The sequence below is a fragment of the Mesorhizobium sp. WSM4989 genome (assembly GCF_029625795.1).
In the GTDB taxonomy this organism is placed as follows: domain Bacteria; phylum Pseudomonadota; class Alphaproteobacteria; order Rhizobiales; family Rhizobiaceae; genus Mesorhizobium.
Genome location: NZ_JARTVN010000004.1, coordinates 263,460 through 279,027, shown reverse-complemented (window position 1 = coordinate 279,027; position 15,568 = coordinate 263,460). Strand labels below are relative to the sequence as shown.

Here is a 15,568-nt window from a genome sequence, read left to right as displayed (position 1 = left end):
CTCGACCGCACCGGCGACGAGATCCACACCTCGATGGAAGCCGGCCCGATGATCCGCAAGGGCGACATGAAGCAGGCCGCCTGGATTTCCGCCTACGAGGCCTGGAATGTCGATACGGGCCTCGAATGCGGGCTCGCCGGCCATGCCCAGATCGGCAAGGGCATGTGGGCGATGCCGGACCTTATGGCGGCGATGCTGGAGCAGAAGATCGCGCATCCCAAGGCCGGCGCCAACACCGCCTGGGTGCCGTCGCCGACGGCGGCGACGCTGCACGCCACCCATTACCACAAGGTCGACGTGCATGCGGTGCAGGCGGCACTGAAGAGCCGGCCGAAGGCCAAGCTCGACGACATCCTGTCGGTGCCTGTGGCGGTGCGGCCGAACTGGACGCCGGACGAGATCCAGCGCGAGCTCGACAACAACGCGCAAGGCATTCTGGGTTACGTGGTGCGCTGGATCGACCAGGGCGTCGGCTGCTCGAAAGTGCCCGATATCAACGATGTCGGCCTGATGGAGGATCGCGCCACGCTGCGCATTTCCTCGCAGCACATCGCCAACTGGCTGCGCCACAAGGTTTGCTCGGAAATCCAGGTCAGGGATTCGCTGCAGCGCATGGCGGCGATCGTCGACCGCCAGAATGTCGGCGACCCGCTCTACCGGCCGATGGCGCCGGACTTCGACAGTTCAATCGCCTTCCAGGCCGCCTGCGACCTGGTGTTCAAGGGGACGGTTCAGCCCAACGGCTATACGGAGCCGGTTCTGCATAAGCGCAGGCTGGAGCTGAAAGCCAAGCCCACCGCCTGAACCAGTCCGTCATCATGATCAATGGAACATTTGGAGGCCCATCGTGTCGGAACTAAGCTTGGATGTCGCAAATGCCATCATCACCGCGTCGCTGGCCAAGGCGAAGGAAGCGCAGATGAAACCTCTCGCGATCACCGTGCTCGATGCTGGCGGGCACCTGAAAGCGTTTCAGCGGCAAGACGGCGCCTCGATGCTGAGACATCAGATTTCCGCGGGCAAGGCGTACGGGGCTCTCGGGGTTGGCAAGGGATCGCGTTGGCTACACGCTGCCGCTCTCGAGCGCCCTCATTTCATCGAGGGTTTGAATGCGGTGTCCGGCGGGCGCATCGTCCCCGTGCCTGGCGGAGTGCTGATAATTGACGGCGAAAGCAAATTGCTGGGAGCAGTTGGAGTTAGCGGAGACACCTCCGACAACGATGAAATTGCCGCGGTCGCCGGGATAGAGGCTTCGGGCCTAAAGGCTCAGGTTGACTGATCCGGCTTCAGGCGCCGGCTAGGTTCGCCGAAGGATCAGAACGTCAGTTACGACTGTCAAAGTCGGCATGTTGCGGCGGGATGCCATCCGTTCGTGAAAAGCACGCAGTACAACGAGCAGAATGGCTTGCCAAATACCCAGCGGCGAGTGCCGTTCTTTTCACACACAGCATCGAGCGGCGGCTTTTCTGCTCCGTGCGCCGATTGCCTTGGCCTAACTGCTCAAGATATCGCGATATCAGCGGCAGAGGTTCAGGAAGGCTGTTCCTCGCGGTCCTGCGCGGCAACGCTGACGAAGCCCTTCCGGTGCCAAAGAAGGCATCGGTTCGCATTCTCGTTCGGCAGAAGGATGTCGTGGATGACCCCGATAAGGATCGAATGGCTGAAGCCTTCATGAACCTTCGCGATGCGGCAGTCGAAGGCAACGGTCGCTCCGGCCAGCAACGGAGCGCCGGTCGTTTGCATTATCCACAGCGCGCCCTCGAAGCGGTCCGCGCCTCTTGCCCGGGCGAAGTGATCTGCGAAAGCCTTTAGCGCATCAGGCAGGACCGACACCCCGAAGAAGCCCTGTCGCAGAATGGCGTCGTGCGCAGTGGCGGTCTTGTTTACGCAAGCGATCAACGACGGTGGGTCGGCCGACAGGCTGCAAACAGCTGTAGCCATGAGCCCCGCGGGAATACCGTCCTCGATTGTCGTGATAGCAGTTACCGGGCCGGGGAACCGCTGCATCGCCTCCCTGAAGTCATCTGAATTGATCATGCTCGTCCTCCTCCACGCGGCCCGTTGGGGCGTCCCGTCACTTCAGTTCATGTCGTGGCTCACGAAGCGCGTGTTCAAATAGCCTTCGAGCGCTTCGATGCCGCCTTCGTAGCCGTAGCCAGAGTCCCTCACGCCGCCATACGGCGTTTCCGGCAGGCCCAGTCCGATGTGGTTGATGGAGACCATTCCCGCCTGGATGCCTTGACCGAAACGACGTGCCGTTTGGGCGTTCCGCGTCCAGGCATACGAACCGAGGCCAAATGGCAGGCGATTAGCCTCTTCGAGCGCCTCGTCGATGTCAGAGAAGCGCCGCACCAAAGCGAGGGGACCGAAAGGCTCCTCGTTCATGGCCCTCATGTCGGCTGTCACGCCCGTAAGAACCGTCGGAGCGAAGAAGAAGCCGCGATTGTTGACGCGAGAACCGCCCAAAGCAATCTTCGCGCCTTTAGCAGTCGCATCCTCAATCAGTCCTTCAACGGCCGTGCGCCGCCTTTCGCTGATAAGCGGGCCCATCTGCGTGCCCTCCGCAAGGCCGTCGCCGACCTTCAGCGCCGCCGCCTTGCGGACGAACACGTCCACGAACTCATCATGGACGTTCTCCTGGATAAGAAAACGGGTTGGCGAAATGCAAACCTGGCCAGCATTCCGGAACTTCGAGGCGACAAGCGCTGTGGTGGCGGTATCGATATCGGCGTCGTCTGCGATGATGACGGGCGCGTGTCCCCCAAGCTCCATGGTAACGCGCTTCATGTGGGATCCTGCGAGCGAGGCGAGGTGCTTGCCCACTCCCACTGACCCTGTAAACGATATCTTGCGTATCGCAGGATGCGGAACCAGGAACTCACTGACCGCGGCCGGAACGCCGAACACCAGATTGACGACTCCGGCCGGGAAGCCAGCCTCGTCAAAGCAGCGAAACAGCGCCGCGGCTGCTCCCGGGGCCTCTTCCGGGCCCTTGATGATGATCGAACAGCCAGCGGCGACGGCTGGTCCCAGCTTTCGAATGATCTGGCTTGCGGGAAAATTCCAGGGCGTGAATCCGACAGCCGGACCGACAGGGTCCTTGTGGGCAATTTGCTGGACACTGAGGGATCTGGCGGGGATGACACGACCGTAGGTTCGGCGCCCCTCTTCGGCGAACCAATCGAGCAGATCGGCGCAGGAATTGATTTCCAGCCGCGCTTCCGCCAGGGGCTTGCCAGCGTCGGAAGTCAGGGTCGTGGCGATAGCCTCCAGGCGTTCACGCAACAAGGACGCGGCCTTGCGAATGATCTTGCTGCGTTCATACGGCGAAGTACGGCTCCAGACCTTGAACCCTTGCACGGCAGCCTCGACCACGCGTTCAAGGTCATGGCGTGAAGCCAGTTCAACCGAGCCGATACTCTCGCCCGTCGCAGGGTTGGAGACGTCCCAGACCTTCTTGTCCGAAGATTCCGCCCACGTGCCTCCGATGTAGAGCTTAACACTCTCGTAGGTCATTCAATGCCTCCAAGGCGCAACGCGCCTGCTCCTGCAGATTTGTGAACAAGCCATGTCACGCAAGACATGTGCCAATTCGTGCGATCCCGTGGAATGGCGCAGGTTGCCTCCGACTGCGTAGAAAGCATTGGTCTCAAAATCGTCTCAAAATCGAGAATGATGAGACTCCTGCCTTTGCATTGACATTGATCGACAATCGCGCGCAGAGTTCACGCTCCGTTTCGGGAACAAAGGCCGAATGCAGGACGCAGGCGACCATTTCAAGGTGATCGAGCGAGCCGTCCTTGCGGGAGGCGACAAGGGCGATGCGGCTTGGCGGACCGAGTCATGGGCTCGATGCCTGCACGAGTATAAACTCGACCCGTCACGGCCAAATTTTATCGATCTGTCGCCGCAGGAACTGAAGGTCGAGAACGACATCTTCGACAACGACATCGCGCTCGCCGGCAAAGAGTTGGAAGCCACCCTGTCGATGATTGAAGGTGGCGGCTACAGCGCCCATATCGCCAATAGCAACGGTGTCATAATCAGCGAAAGACGGAGTCGGGATTCCACCTTTTATTGCAGTTCCGATCGCGTCGGAGCGGTTTGGTCGGAGAGGGTAGGGGGGACCAACGGCATCGGAACCGCCTTGGCGATGCTGGCACCTGCTGCAGTTTATCTGGCCGACCATCTGTATGCGGACCTCACGGGTCAGGCTTGCGCTGCAGCACCCTTTTTTGGACCCGATGGTCAAGTCTTGGGGATAATCAACCTCTCCACCCAGAACCCGGGACTGCCTCAATTGGCCCACCGTGTAGTTGCGGGTGTGGCCCAAATCACCGCTCACCGCCTGGAGAACAGGTATTTTCGCGACACTTTCCGCAAGAACTTTATACTCACCATCGCGGGCGATCAGGCTACACCGGCGATGGTCGCCTTCGATGCAGACTATCGGATAGTTGGTGCTACACGGGCTGCGCGAGCGCTGTTGCGTCTCGACGACTCGACCGTCGGTTCCAGAAGCCTATGGGGCGTGTTTGAGAAATCGCGGGGCAATCCTACACTGGATGCCCTTTGCGAGACTGTACGGGAACTCAGGCCGCTGGGCAGTGGGGAAGCGCTCGGTATAACTTTTCAGCGTCCCACTTCAATGGCAACCGTTTCCGGAAAGAACCTTTCCGTGCAACGGGTGCCATTGAAGCAGGCTAGGCGGATCGCAACGCTGGCCGAATGTGCGGGAAACGACCCGCAGATGAAGCGTAACCTGGAGATACTCCGTAAGGTATTCGGCTGCGGGCTTCACTTACTGCTTCTCGGCGAGACAGGGGTTGGCAAAGATACCCTTTCGCGCGCCTTGCATCAGGAAAGTGAGCGGGGGGCGGGACCGTTCGTCGCGTTCAACTGCAGCGCGGTGCCGGAATCCCTGATCGACAGCGAGCTTTTCGGGTACAGTAGCGGCGCGTTCACCGGGGCAAACAAAGACGGAAACGCTGGCCGGATCGTGGAAGCCGACAAAGGAACGCTTTTCCTTGATGAGATCGGCGACATGCCGCTGGCGCTACAGACGAGGCTACTGCGTTTCCTTGAAACCCAGGAAGTGATGCCGTTGGGTTCCGGCAAGGCCAGAATGGTCGACGTCCAGATCATTGCAGCCACGCACCAGAATCTGGCGGAAAAGGTCTCCAAGGGAACGTTCCGACAAGATTTGTTCTACCGTCTGGCGGGCACGATCATTACCGTTCCCCCTCTGAGAGAAAGGACAGATCTCGATTTCATCATCGAGACCATTCTGGAGCAGGTTTCAGAGGGAAAGCCGCTGCTGATGAGTGTCACTGCTCGCGCCGCGCTCCTCGAACACGATTGGCCAGGAAATATCAGGGAGCTTCGGAATGTGCTTACCCGGGCCGCCCGCCTAGCCGAGGGCGGCAGAATCGAACTGGGCGACTTGATGATTTCAGCCGCCAGCACTCCGATGGCTCCCCCTCCGATCGAGGCCGACCCGCAAAATGGCCAAGGAGCCCTGCGATACGGCGATGACCGGCAATGGGGCGTGACAGGCCCTTGCGAACCCGCCTCGAACAAACGGACGCTGGCGCGCGATCCTGCAAAGCCATTGACTGCTCATAAGCTCGCCGCCTTGCGAGCCGAGCGCGAGGAAATGGCCCGGGTCATCGAGCGCGAGGGCGATGTCATGTCGTGGGCGAACGCGCTGGGTATGAGTCGGGCGACCTTCTACCGGAAGGTCAAGCAGCATCAATTGTCGTTGAACGCGCCGAACTAAAGCGCGTGTCGAGCCGATCTCGCGTGCTGATGAAGGGCCTCATACCTTCCAGCACCGAAGACACTGCGTGAAATGCCAATGACAGCTTTGCGGCGTCCAAGAAGGTCGGTATTGCCGAGTTACGCTCAATACCCGGCAATGGGATCGACAACGTTCAGAAGGTCCTCGCCCGCTTCCAACCGACGGACGTTCTCGGCAAATATGCTCAAGCAGCGATCGATGTATCCGTCGTGGTCGTCGCAGGAAATGTGAGGGAAGATCATAAGGTTCGGCGCCTCCCAAAGCTCGTCGTCGGGTGAAAGCGGCTCCTGATCGAACACATCCAGGATCGCGCAACCGATGCGGCCCTCCTTCAGGGCTGCAATGAGCGCCTTGTAGTCCATCACCCCGGAACGGGCGATATTGAAGACGCTGGCACCGGCCTTCATGAGCGCCAGCCTTTCCTCTGAGATCAGCCCGCGGGTTTCGCGGGTCAGTGGACATGACATCACCAGACAGTCAGCTTTCGGGAGGAGGTCATCGAGTCTGTCCGAGGTCCAAACCTCGTCGAAATCAGCGTTTGCTGCACCCGATCTGCTGATGCCCAGAGCGGTCACGCCGAATGGTTTCACTTTGCGGGCGATCGCGGACCCCAATGCGCCGGTTCCCACGAACAGTGCGGTTTTATCCTTCACACCGGTGGTTAATCGCGGATCCCAAATGCTGCGGCGTTGATTGAACGCATGCCGCGGTACCTCCTCAATTGCCATCAATACGGCCATGGCGCCAAAGGTACCACCCTTGTCCGCATGGACACCGCTACTGTTGGTGAGATTGGCCCCCTGTGGGAGCCAATCCAGCGGCATGTACTTTTCTACTCCCGCGCTCGTGCAATGAATGAAGCGCAGCCTTTTTCCATAATTTCTGATCCGATCTGGATCGAAACCGGAGCCGATGAAGTAATCCGCCGCCGACAGCCGTTCATAGTCGGGATCACACTCGGGCCTGACCGAAATGTCGGCCCTCATGCCCTTCGCAGCCAGCGCCTTTCGCACGGAGGCCTCCCCGACGTAGTATGGAGAAGCTTCCGGGAGCTTGTTTTCGACGTAGACAAATTTTGTGCCTGCCATTCAACTCTCCCAGGTTTGCAGTCACGGTCCGGCAAGTTTCGTGCCACTGGCCGGAGGAGCAGACGGCACTCGATGACTGTCGACCACGCCGCCGTTGGTCGCAAGTCTGGAGCGTCTGGGGCATTGGCGTCTTGTTTAGCCATGCCTGTAACAGACAAGGACCTGGGGCCGCTAACCACTGCTTTGCGGGGCACATACGTTGGCGGGCTTGATTTGGTGGCTTTGCGCGAGACTGTTGCGCGAGTCTTACTAACATAGTCCTTCTTTCTCATGCCTGAGACGGCGACTTATCGTCTGAGACTCATCATATGCGGGGTGGACGCCATCCCTAAGCCAATGTGATCGAACAGTTTTTTCGAATTGGCACGCGCCTTGCAGAATACATCACGCAGGTCGGGCAGGCCGATCTCAGCGTGTAGGGAGAAATTCGATGGATCTCGGTCTATTCATGATGCCGCTCCACGATCAGCGGCGCAATTTCACTGAGCTGCTGAAGCAAGACCGAGAAGCAGTCATTCTGGCAGACAGGCTCGGGTTCTCGGAAGTCTGGGTCGGCGAACACATCACGTGCTCATGCGAGCCTATCGCAGATCCGCTTCAGTTCTTTGGCTCCCTTATCCATTCGACCAAGCAGATCAAGTTCGCGACGGGGGTGCTCAACCTTCCTCAACACCATCCGGCCCGTCTGGCGGGCCAGATCGCACAGTTCGACCATATGTCCGAAGGACGGTACATCATGGGCGTCGGACCTGGCGGGCTGATCACCGACATGGAACTGTTCGGCACGAGCGAGAAGAATCGAGCCGAGATGACGACTGAATCCATCTCCATCATCCACAAGATCTGGGCTTCCGAGCCTCCCTACAACATCAAGGGCAAGTACTGGGATGTGGTGGTGGAGAAGACGCTGATCCCAAGTCTGGGGTTCGGGCCGATGCTGAAGCCGTATCAGAAGCCGTATCCGGAGCTGGCCATTTCGGTCATGAGCCCGTCCTCGTCCAGCGCCCGTCAAGCTGGTGAACAGGGCTGGAGCATCGTATCAGCCAATTTTACGCCTGTTGCGAATGTGAAGACCCATTGGGAGCAGTATGCAATTGGCTGCGAGAAGGCTGGACGGCGCCCTGACCGCAATAAATGGCGCATCGCCCGCTCAATCCTGGTCACCGACTCCGACCAAGCCGCGGCTGACTACATCGCAACCGACACCTCATCCTATCGCTGGTACTACGAGTACATCGTGGAGGACATGGCAGCTTTCAAGCTGCTCGGCGTCCTCAAGCCATCCATGAATACGCTCGATAGCGATGTCACGGTGCAAAATTGCCTGGACTGGATGGTGATTTCCGGCTCGCCAAAAACCGTTCTCGATAAGCTCGTAGCCTTCGTCGACGAAGTTGGTGGCCCATTTGGCGAACTCTTGATGACGCAGAAGGATTGGGACCAGCCGGCAATCCACAAGCGTTCCATGGAACTGCTCTCGACCGAAGTGATGCCGCGTTTGCGTCAGCACTGCCAGACGTTGCAGGCAGCTGAATGAAAAATGCGAGGCGCGCGGTGATCCGCGCCCACTCGCAATGACGGGAGCCAAGCAAGGCGACGATTGGGAGAAAGGCGATAGCGGACCCCATTTCCAAGGGTCTACATTGTAGTGCCACGCCCGGTACGGCTGGGCCTCTGGAAGCTATTGCGGTGGACCGCCTCAATGTCTTCGGCATGGTGGGGAGGCGATGAGGATCCCGGTTTGAGTTGTGGTGGCTTCAGCAGACAGTTGATGCAGACCCACATCTAACGGCATCGAAGAGGCTGGTCCGTCGGTCGCACATGAACTTTTGAACAACGCAGGCGGCCCACGGCCGCAAAACAAAAAACCGCCGTCATTGACTGGCGAAGCGGACGGGAACCACGGCCTATGGCTACTGCATCTGACTACCTCGAGGCCACGACGAAGATGAAACGGCGTACGAGCTGGACTTTTGCCATGCCAAAAGGCTTCGGTCTTGCAGCTGTGCCGCTGTCTTATCTTCTTTTTTTCTTCGTGCTGCCGGTGGTCATCCTATTCATCACCAGCTTCTTCATGGCGCGCTCGTTCGTGATCGAGCCCGTTTGGAACGTCCAGAACTATGCGAGGATTTTCGAAGCACGAGGATTCTGGCAGGCGACATGGGTGGGTTTGAAGAACGGATTTTTCACCGCGTTCTTTTCGGTCATTCTGAGTTTTCCCGTCGCGTATTACCTCGTGTATCGGGCCCGAACCAACATCATCTTGTACCTGGTCCTTCTGTCCTGGTTCTCCAGCTATCTGGTCCGCGTTTACGCGTGGCGGACAATTCTCGGCACGAACGGCGTTATCAATTCTTTCCTGATGGGCACCGGGATAGTCAGCAAGCCGGTTGAAATTATCCTCTTCAGCCCGTTCGCGACTGTCATCACGCTGATCCACATCATGCTTCCCTTCGCGCTGCTGATCCTGGTCTCATCAATGCGAGACGTTAGAAAGGAATATCTCGAGGCAGCCCGCGACCTCGGCGCGAGTGGTTTGACGGTTCTCTATAAGGTCATCCTCCCGATGACCTACAAAGGCATCGTCGGATCCTTCATGTTCAGCTTCATCCTCGCCGCCGGCGACTATTTCACTCCCCAACTGCTTGGCGGCCGCGAAGGTGTGACCAGCGGTTTGCTGATAGCGGACCAATTCCGCAGTTCGGGAAACTGGCCCCTCGGTTCCGCGATGGCGTTCGTCATGATGGCGACCTTCTTCGTGGTCTACATCCTGGTCGTTGCCATCCTCCGCTTTGCCCGCCTGGCGCCAGGCCGGCGGTATCACGGGTGATCGACATGCTGCGAACTTACCTCTCTGCCTATCTATTGTTCCTCTTCGCTCCCATCGCGATCATCGTCCTGTTTAGCTTCCACAGCACTCCGGGCTTGGTCTTTCCCATGGAAGGCCTCAGCCTGAGGTGGTACGCGCAGCTGTTTGTCAACGAAGGCTTCCTCACGTCCCTCTGGAACAGCGTTCGGGTTGGAATTCTTACATCTATCGGGACGACCATACTGGGAACGCTTACCGCGCTCGCCCTGATCCGGATGAGCGGCAAGTTCCGCACAGCGTTCGAATTCCTGAACTTCATGCCCATCGGGCTGCCGGGACTCTTTTTGGGCATCGCGCTCGTCACTTTGTTCGCTCAAATCAGCCTGCCTCGCTCGCTCGTTACCGTGACGATCGCGCATATCCTGTTCACGCTGCCCTTCTTCGTCGAGACGATGCGCTCACGCATCACCTATTTCGACCAATCATTGGAAGAGGCGGCCCGCGATCTGGGCGCCACCCAATTCCAGACGTTCAGGCTGGTCACCATTCCGATCCTGTTGCCTACGATCATCGGCGCAGCGATTCTCACGTTCGCGCTTTCGTTCGACGAATTCATCATCACGGTCTTCGTCAGCGGCAATGACACGACCCTTCCCATTTTCATCTGGTCGATGCTCAGAAAGACAGTCGATCCCTCGATCAACGCGGCAAGTGTTCTAGCGCTCGCGCTTTCGATCCTGGTGCTGTCGGCTGGCGGCCTCTCCATGTGGATGCAGCGCAAACGCGCTGTCGCATCGCGAATGACAGAAGAATAAGGGGATCCAAGAATGCCTAACAACATCGTCGAATTGATCAACATCACCAAGCGGTGGGGCGCATTCACGGGTCTGGAGAATGTCAGCCTCAGCGTACGCAAGGGCGAGATCCTGACGCTTCTTGGCCCGAGCGGCTGCGGCAAGTCTACCCTGATGAGAATTGCTGCTGGGTTTGAAACTCCTACCTCGGGAAAGGTCTTGATCGGTGGCAGTGACGTCACAGCTGTCCCCCCAGAACGCCGCCCGGTGAATATGGTGTTCCAACGCTATGCCCTGTTCCCGCATCTTGACGTCTTCGACAACGTCGCATTCGGCCTTCGGATCAAGGGCCACCCCAAGGAGAGGATCAACGCCGAAGTCAACGCGATGCTTGAACTCGTCCAGCTTCAGGAGTTCAGGAACCGTTGGATCGGTGAAATCAGCGGCGGCCAGGCACAGCGTGTCGCGCTCGCGCGCGCGCTGGTGAACAAGCCACAAGTCCTCCTCCTCGACGAGCCACTTGCGGCCCTCGATCTCAAGATCAGGCATCACATGCTCGACGAGCTCAAGCGCATCCACGTCGAAACAGGGACCACCTTCATCTACGTCACCCACGATCAGGATGAGGCGATGATCCTGTCCGATCGCGTGGTCCTGCTCAACAAAGGCGCCATCGAGCAAATAGGTACACCCAACGAAATGTATGGCGCTCCCAAGACGCTGTTCTGCGCAAAGTTCTTCGGCGAGACAAACTTGGTGACGGGCCAAGTGCGCGCAAACGATGGGGCGCTGGTCGTGGACACGCCTGTGGGACCGTCATTTGTCGGCGAACAGCCTCCTCTGGAAAACGGTTCGAAGGTGCATGTGTCAATTCGTCCGGAATCAATCGAAATCGCGTCGGCGGGATCGGGAACCGGTGCAAAGAACTCTTTCTCGGGCAAGGTGGAGGACGTGACCTTCATTGGCAGTCGAGTGGTCTACAAGGTGCGTCACTCGAACGGGACACTCTTCAAATGCCAAGAGTCCCGCTCGGCAAGCGGCATCCGTTTCTCCGTGGGCTCCGACGTAGGCCTTAGCTGGAAGCCGGAATCAGTCGTCGTTCTAGCAGATTGAAAACCGCGGCAGCTCTGCTGTCGCCGAAGGGTAGAATTTTCATGTACGATTACATCGTTGTGGGCGGTGGATCCGCCGGGTGCACGATTGCGTCCCGTTTGAGCGAAGACAGCGCTAGCCAGGTACTGCTTCTGGAGCAGGGGGATAGCGACTGGAACCCCTACATCCATATGCCCGTGACCTACTACAAGACGTCCAAGGGCAATATGCTTACCCGGTACCGTATCGAGCCTCAGGTCCACCAAGGCGGCGTCACGCCTGAGTTCGTGCAGGCGCGTGTGCTTGGTGGCGGCAGCTCTGTCAACGCCATGGTCTATATGCGTGGCTGTCCGCAAGATTACGACACTTGGGCCGCGGACGGGTGCGAAGGGTGGAGCTACAAGGATGTCCTTCCGTATTTCAAGAAAGCCGAGGACAACGAGCGTTTCAGCGGAGAGGTCCACGGTGTAGGCGGGCCGCTTGGCGTTTCCGACCAGCAACACACCCACTACCTGACAAAAGCTTGGGCAAGAGCGGCCCAGGAGCTCGGTATTAACTTCAACCCCGATTTCAACTCGGGCTCGCAGGCCGGTGTAGGTTTTTATCAATTGACGATGAGGAACGGGCTCCGTTGTAGCGCAGCCACGGCCTATCTGAAACCAGCGCGTCATCGTAAGAACCTGACGGTCCAAACCCGATCCAAAGCACTGAAAATCATTGTCGAGAATGGCCGGGCCGTCGGCGTGCAATACCTTCGCAAGGGTCAGGTGATTAGCGCGCGAGCAAACAGCGAGGTCGTTGTGTGCTCTGGTGCGATCGGTTCGCCCCACCTTCTCTTGGTTTCAGGTATCGGCCCAGCCGCCCACCTCAAGGAATCCGGTGTCCGGGTGGTTCACGACCTGCCAGGCGTGGGACAAAATCTCCAGGACCATTTCGACATGTTCCTGATCTACGAGCTGACAGGCGCTCACTCATACGACAAGTACAAGAAACTGCGATGGCAGATCGCGGCAGGCCTGCAATACGCTTTGTTCCGCAATGGGCCTGTTACATCCAACATCTGCGAAGGTGGCCTGCTGTGGTATGGAGACGCAAACGATCCGTTGCCGAGCCTGCAGTATCATTTCCTACCTGGAGCCGGTGTCGAAGAGGGATCTGAATCGGTACCCAGCGGCAATGGCTGCACGACCAATGTCTATCAGTCCCGTCCGAGGTCCAGAGGATGGGTCAGGCTCAAGAGCTCGGACCCGACGGTCTTTCCGGCGGTCGACCCAAATTACCTTTCCGAGCAATACGATGTCGAATGCCTCGCCGAAGGCGTGCGGATCGGCCAAGAAATTCTGATGCAGCGCTCAATGGAGAAGTATGTCTCCCGACCCTACCGCCCAGGGGAAGTGCTCAAGACCAAGGCCGAACGAATGCAGTTCGTTCGCGACACCGGGCAAGGCGCGCTTCATCCCTGTGGCGCCTGTCGGATGGGAAATGACGACATGGCGGTCGTTGACACGCAGTTGCGGGTGCGGGGGATCGATGGTTTGCGGGTTGCTGACACATCAGTGATGCCCCGCGTCGTCTCAGGTAACCTGAACGCGCCAACCATCATGATCGGCGAGCGAACCGCAGACTTCATTCGCGGCAACCGCAAGGGCATGGTTGGATGAGACAGCTGGAGCTGCTCTCTGCAATCGACGCAACTATCGAAGATGAATACTCGTGGTGGCAGCATGACCTTCGCAAAGGGTCCATGGTGCCGAACCAGCCGTCGATGACGGGCGAGCATCATTTCGACATCGTCGTTGTGGGGGGCGGGTTCACTGGTCTGTGGACAGCGCTGACTCTGTTGGAAAGGGCCCCGCGAACGCGAATCGCGATCGTTGAAGCTCATCGGTGCGGAGATGGGGCAAGCAGCCGCAACGGCGGGAATGTTCACGGCTACTGGGGGGCTTTGACCACCCTCGTGCCGCTATTTGGTCCGGACAAAGCTGTGGAAGCAGCCCGGCTTGGAACTTTGGCTCAGCGCAAGTTGAGCAAGTTCGCAAACAAGCCCGGACGAGATGTGTGGTGGGAGGAGAAGGGATACCTGCGTGTTGCAACGACGGCCGGCCAGCAGGGAAAACTCGAAAGCTTCCTTGCGATATCGCGGGCGCTCGGCGTTGCCGAAACCGTTCGAAGGCTTCCGATCGGCAAGCTTGCACAATATTGCTGCTCTCCGCGCTTCGTCGAAGGTTTGTTCTTCGAGGAAGGAGCGACCGTCAATCCAGCCCGCCTTGCCAATGCGCTAAGATCAGCGGTGATTAAAGCAGGCGTTGAAGTCTTCGAGGATACGCCGGTCACAGCGATCCAGGGCAAGGGCGCGCATCGCGTGCTGACAAGGCGCGGTTCAGCTGTAGCGCGCGATGTCGTTTTGGCGACTTACACAGGCGTAATGTCGGTACCTCAAGTTGCGAGGTCAACCACGCTCTTCTCGAGTTTTCCAGTCATGTCAGCCCCCAATGAGACCGAGCTGGAGCGGGCAAACTACACCGAGGCGCGGGGCCTTGCCGACCTTCGCATGTTTACCCATTACTTCCGTAGGACGCGGGACGGGCGCATGCTCATGGGCTCGGGGTCGGGGCCTATCGCATTCGGCAAGCGCCATGACGATGTTTCCCTGCGTCAAGACCCAAAGAGCGCAAAACGCGCGGCGCTCGGGCTTCAGCGATTTTTTCCTGGCGTCGCGCAAGGAGGAATAGAAGCATCTTGGGGATGGCCCATCGAGGTGTCGTCGGACCGTTTACCCTACTTCGGCACCTTGCCAGGCACTCGAATACACTATGGTTCCGGATATTCGGGGCACGGGATTAATGCGACTTGCATTGCCGGCGAATGCCTCACGTCTCGCGTCCTCGACGCGAAAGACCACTGGTTCATGTCTCCGTTCAGCCAGCGCGATCCGCTCAACTTCCCCCCAGAGCCTTTCCGCTTTGTCGGAGGTCGCCTCATCCGCAACGCAATCGTGACCTGCGAAGACTTCGAGGACGTCCAAAAGACACCTCCAGTCATTGCCCGGTCAATTGCACAGATTCCGGAAATCATGGGCCTGCGTATCGGCATGCGATGAATGTGGTAGCCACGGTTGGGGTCCGTCGAATATTCCCTCCGGGTAGGACCTCTCGGTATCCTTACCTCGCGGTCGGGTTTGCGCTGGAGGTGAAGTGCGATACGGCTGGCTATGGGACCGCGCGGCTAATGCGCCGCGGGGGGGCGGGGCGGCGGCAGTGATGATAGCCGCCGCTTCTTCGACGTCGATATCTTTGGAAAAATACGGTGAAAACGACAGGCTAATTGCCGTCAGAGGCGCGTGCTCGGATTGCTTGATCAAGGCACCCACCGACGTCATGCCTTCGATGTTTTCGTCTTGAACGATCGCGTATCCGCGTTCCCGGGTCAGTTGCAGATCCCGCAGCAGCACTGATGGGTCGGTGATCGTTTTCTTCGTTATGGCGGGCAGGGGACCGGTACCAAGGATTTCAAGGGCTTCGGACTCGGGCAAAGATGAAAGAAGACACTTTCCGATTGCCGTCGAGTGCAGGGGGATCATGTCGCCGGGCTCGACCGGTACGGTGATAGGTGCCAATCCTGTCAGGCACATCAGGTAAATGGCGCGGCGCCCCTGCAAGGAGGCCATAAACGAATCGACACGAAGTTTGCGCGAAACCTCGTTGAGCTCTTTACGTGCCTCTATCAGCAGTTGATCGCGTCTGCTCAACGACGCGCCGAAAGCAAGCGTTTGATAGCCGATCGTATAACGTCTGGTTTCGGGGTCCCGCCTCAAATAGTGCCGTTCCGCGAGCGTGTTCACGAGCCGCTGGACGATTGCAGGGCTCAAATCCAGTAACCGGGCAAGTTCCCTTGTGCCGATCGGGCGTTCTGCCTGATTAACGGCTTCCAGGAGTTCCAAACCACGTTCAAGCGACTGGCTTTTAGACATTCGATGGTGCCACTG

12 protein-coding genes and 1 pseudogene are annotated in these 15,568 nt (G+C 58.6%); 9 read left to right on the top strand and 4 right to left on the bottom strand.

The window, feature by feature from the left end:
• Together P9217_RS28380 and P9217_RS28375 are read left to right on the top strand one after the other, a co-directional pair.
• Window positions 1–804: pseudogene (locus P9217_RS28380) on the top strand (malate synthase G); the annotation flags it as partial.
• 43 nt (window positions 805–847) lie between these two features.
• A complete protein-coding gene (locus tag P9217_RS28375; RefSeq protein ID WP_278055838.1) occupies window positions 848–1,279 on the top strand; it encodes a heme-binding protein in 432 nt (143 codons plus the stop codon).
• Window positions 1,280–1,530: 251 nt separating this feature from the next.
• On the opposite strand, the gene P9217_RS28370 is transcribed toward P9217_RS28375, so the two are convergent.
• Both P9217_RS28370 and P9217_RS28365 read right to left on the bottom strand, forming a co-directional pair.
• A complete protein-coding gene (locus P9217_RS28370; RefSeq protein ID WP_278055836.1) occupies window positions 1,531–2,037 on the bottom strand; it encodes a flavin reductase family protein in 507 nt (168 codons plus the stop codon).
• Between the two features lie 42 nt (window positions 2,038–2,079).
• Entirely contained in the window at window positions 2,080–3,516 is a 1,437-nt protein-coding gene (locus P9217_RS28365) for an NAD-dependent succinate-semialdehyde dehydrogenase (RefSeq protein ID WP_278055834.1), read from the bottom strand.
• 238 nt (window positions 3,517–3,754) lie between these two features.
• On the opposite strand from P9217_RS28365, the gene P9217_RS28360 reads away from it, so the two are divergent.
• Window positions 3,755–5,779, top strand: a complete 2,025-nt coding sequence (locus P9217_RS28360; RefSeq protein WP_278055831.1) for a sigma-54-dependent Fis family transcriptional regulator — start codon at window positions 3,755–3,757, stop codon at window positions 5,777–5,779.
• A 125-nt stretch (window positions 5,780–5,904) separates the two neighbouring features.
• Here P9217_RS28360 and P9217_RS28355 read toward each other — a convergent pair whose 3' ends face one another.
• Window positions 5,905–6,888 (bottom strand): D-2-hydroxyacid dehydrogenase, encoded by a 984-nt coding sequence (locus P9217_RS28355; RefSeq protein ID WP_278055829.1) that lies wholly within the window; start codon window positions 6,886–6,888, stop codon window positions 5,905–5,907.
• A 430-nt stretch (window positions 6,889–7,318) separates the two neighbouring features.
• On the opposite strand from P9217_RS28355, the gene P9217_RS28350 reads away from it, so the two are divergent.
• The 6 genes from P9217_RS28350 (at window position 7,319) to P9217_RS28325 (ending at window position 14,683) form a co-directional block, all read left to right on the top strand.
• Window positions 7,319–8,425, top strand: coding sequence for an LLM class flavin-dependent oxidoreductase (locus tag P9217_RS28350; protein ID WP_278055827.1), 1,107 nt, complete (start codon window positions 7,319–7,321; stop codon window positions 8,423–8,425).
• Between the two features lie 372 nt (window positions 8,426–8,797).
• A complete protein-coding gene (locus tag P9217_RS28345) occupies window positions 8,798–9,718 on the top strand; it encodes an ABC transporter permease (protein WP_278055825.1) in 921 nt (306 codons plus the stop codon).
• A gap of 5 nt (window positions 9,719–9,723) precedes the next feature.
• Window positions 9,724–10,512 carry an ABC transporter permease gene (locus P9217_RS28340; protein ID WP_278055861.1) on the top strand — a complete coding sequence of 263 codons (789 nt, stop codon included), beginning with the start codon at window positions 9,724–9,726 and terminating at the stop codon, window positions 10,510–10,512.
• 12 nt (window positions 10,513–10,524) lie between these two features.
• Window positions 10,525–11,604: an ABC transporter ATP-binding protein gene (locus P9217_RS28335; RefSeq protein ID WP_278055823.1), complete on the top strand. Its 1,080-nt coding sequence runs from the start codon at window positions 10,525–10,527 to the stop codon at window positions 11,602–11,604.
• A gap of 41 nt (window positions 11,605–11,645) precedes the next feature.
• Window positions 11,646–13,244 (top strand): GMC family oxidoreductase N-terminal domain-containing protein, encoded by a 1,599-nt coding sequence (locus tag P9217_RS28330; protein ID WP_278055821.1) that lies wholly within the window; start codon window positions 11,646–11,648, stop codon window positions 13,242–13,244.
• A complete protein-coding gene (locus P9217_RS28325; protein ID WP_278055819.1) occupies window positions 13,241–14,683 on the top strand; it encodes an FAD-binding oxidoreductase in 1,443 nt (480 codons plus the stop codon). Before P9217_RS28330 ends, P9217_RS28325 begins: the two co-directional genes overlap by 4 nt.
• Here P9217_RS28325 and P9217_RS28320 read toward each other — a convergent pair.
• Complete coding sequence (locus P9217_RS28320; RefSeq protein ID WP_278088326.1) at window positions 14,633–15,553, bottom strand: IclR family transcriptional regulator; 921 nt, start codon at window positions 15,551–15,553, stop codon at window positions 14,633–14,635. The two genes, P9217_RS28325 and P9217_RS28320, sit on opposite strands and share 51 nt — an antisense overlap.
• Window positions 15,554–15,568 lie beyond the last annotated feature (15 nt).

Coding starts and splice junctions, on each gene's coding strand:
- P9217_RS28370 (WP_278055836.1), bottom strand. CDS start 2,037: ATGATCAATTCAGATGACTTCAGGGAGGCGATGCAGCGGTTCCCCGGC.
- P9217_RS28350 (WP_278055827.1), top strand. CDS start 7,319: ATGGATCTCGGTCTATTCATGATGCCGCTCCACGATCAGCGGCGCAAT.
- P9217_RS28320 (WP_278088326.1), bottom strand. CDS start 15,553: ATGTCTAAAAGCCAGTCGCTTGAACGTGGTTTGGAACTCCTGGAAGCC.
- P9217_RS28325 (WP_278055819.1), top strand. CDS start 13,241: ATGAGACAGCTGGAGCTGCTCTCTGCAATCGACGCAACTATCGAAGAT.
- P9217_RS28340 (WP_278055861.1), top strand. CDS start 9,724: ATGCTGCGAACTTACCTCTCTGCCTATCTATTGTTCCTCTTCGCTCCC.
- P9217_RS28365 (WP_278055834.1), bottom strand. CDS start 3,516: ATGACCTACGAGAGTGTTAAGCTCTACATCGGAGGCACGTGGGCGGAA.
- P9217_RS28360 (WP_278055831.1), top strand. CDS start 3,755: ATGCAGGACGCAGGCGACCATTTCAAGGTGATCGAGCGAGCCGTCCTT.
- P9217_RS28355 (WP_278055829.1), bottom strand. CDS start 6,888: ATGGCAGGCACAAAATTTGTCTACGTCGAAAACAAGCTCCCGGAAGCT.
- P9217_RS28335 (WP_278055823.1), top strand. CDS start 10,525: ATGCCTAACAACATCGTCGAATTGATCAACATCACCAAGCGGTGGGGC.
- P9217_RS28345 (WP_278055825.1), top strand. CDS start 8,798: ATGGCTACTGCATCTGACTACCTCGAGGCCACGACGAAGATGAAACGG.
- P9217_RS28330 (WP_278055821.1), top strand. CDS start 11,646: ATGTACGATTACATCGTTGTGGGCGGTGGATCCGCCGGGTGCACGATT.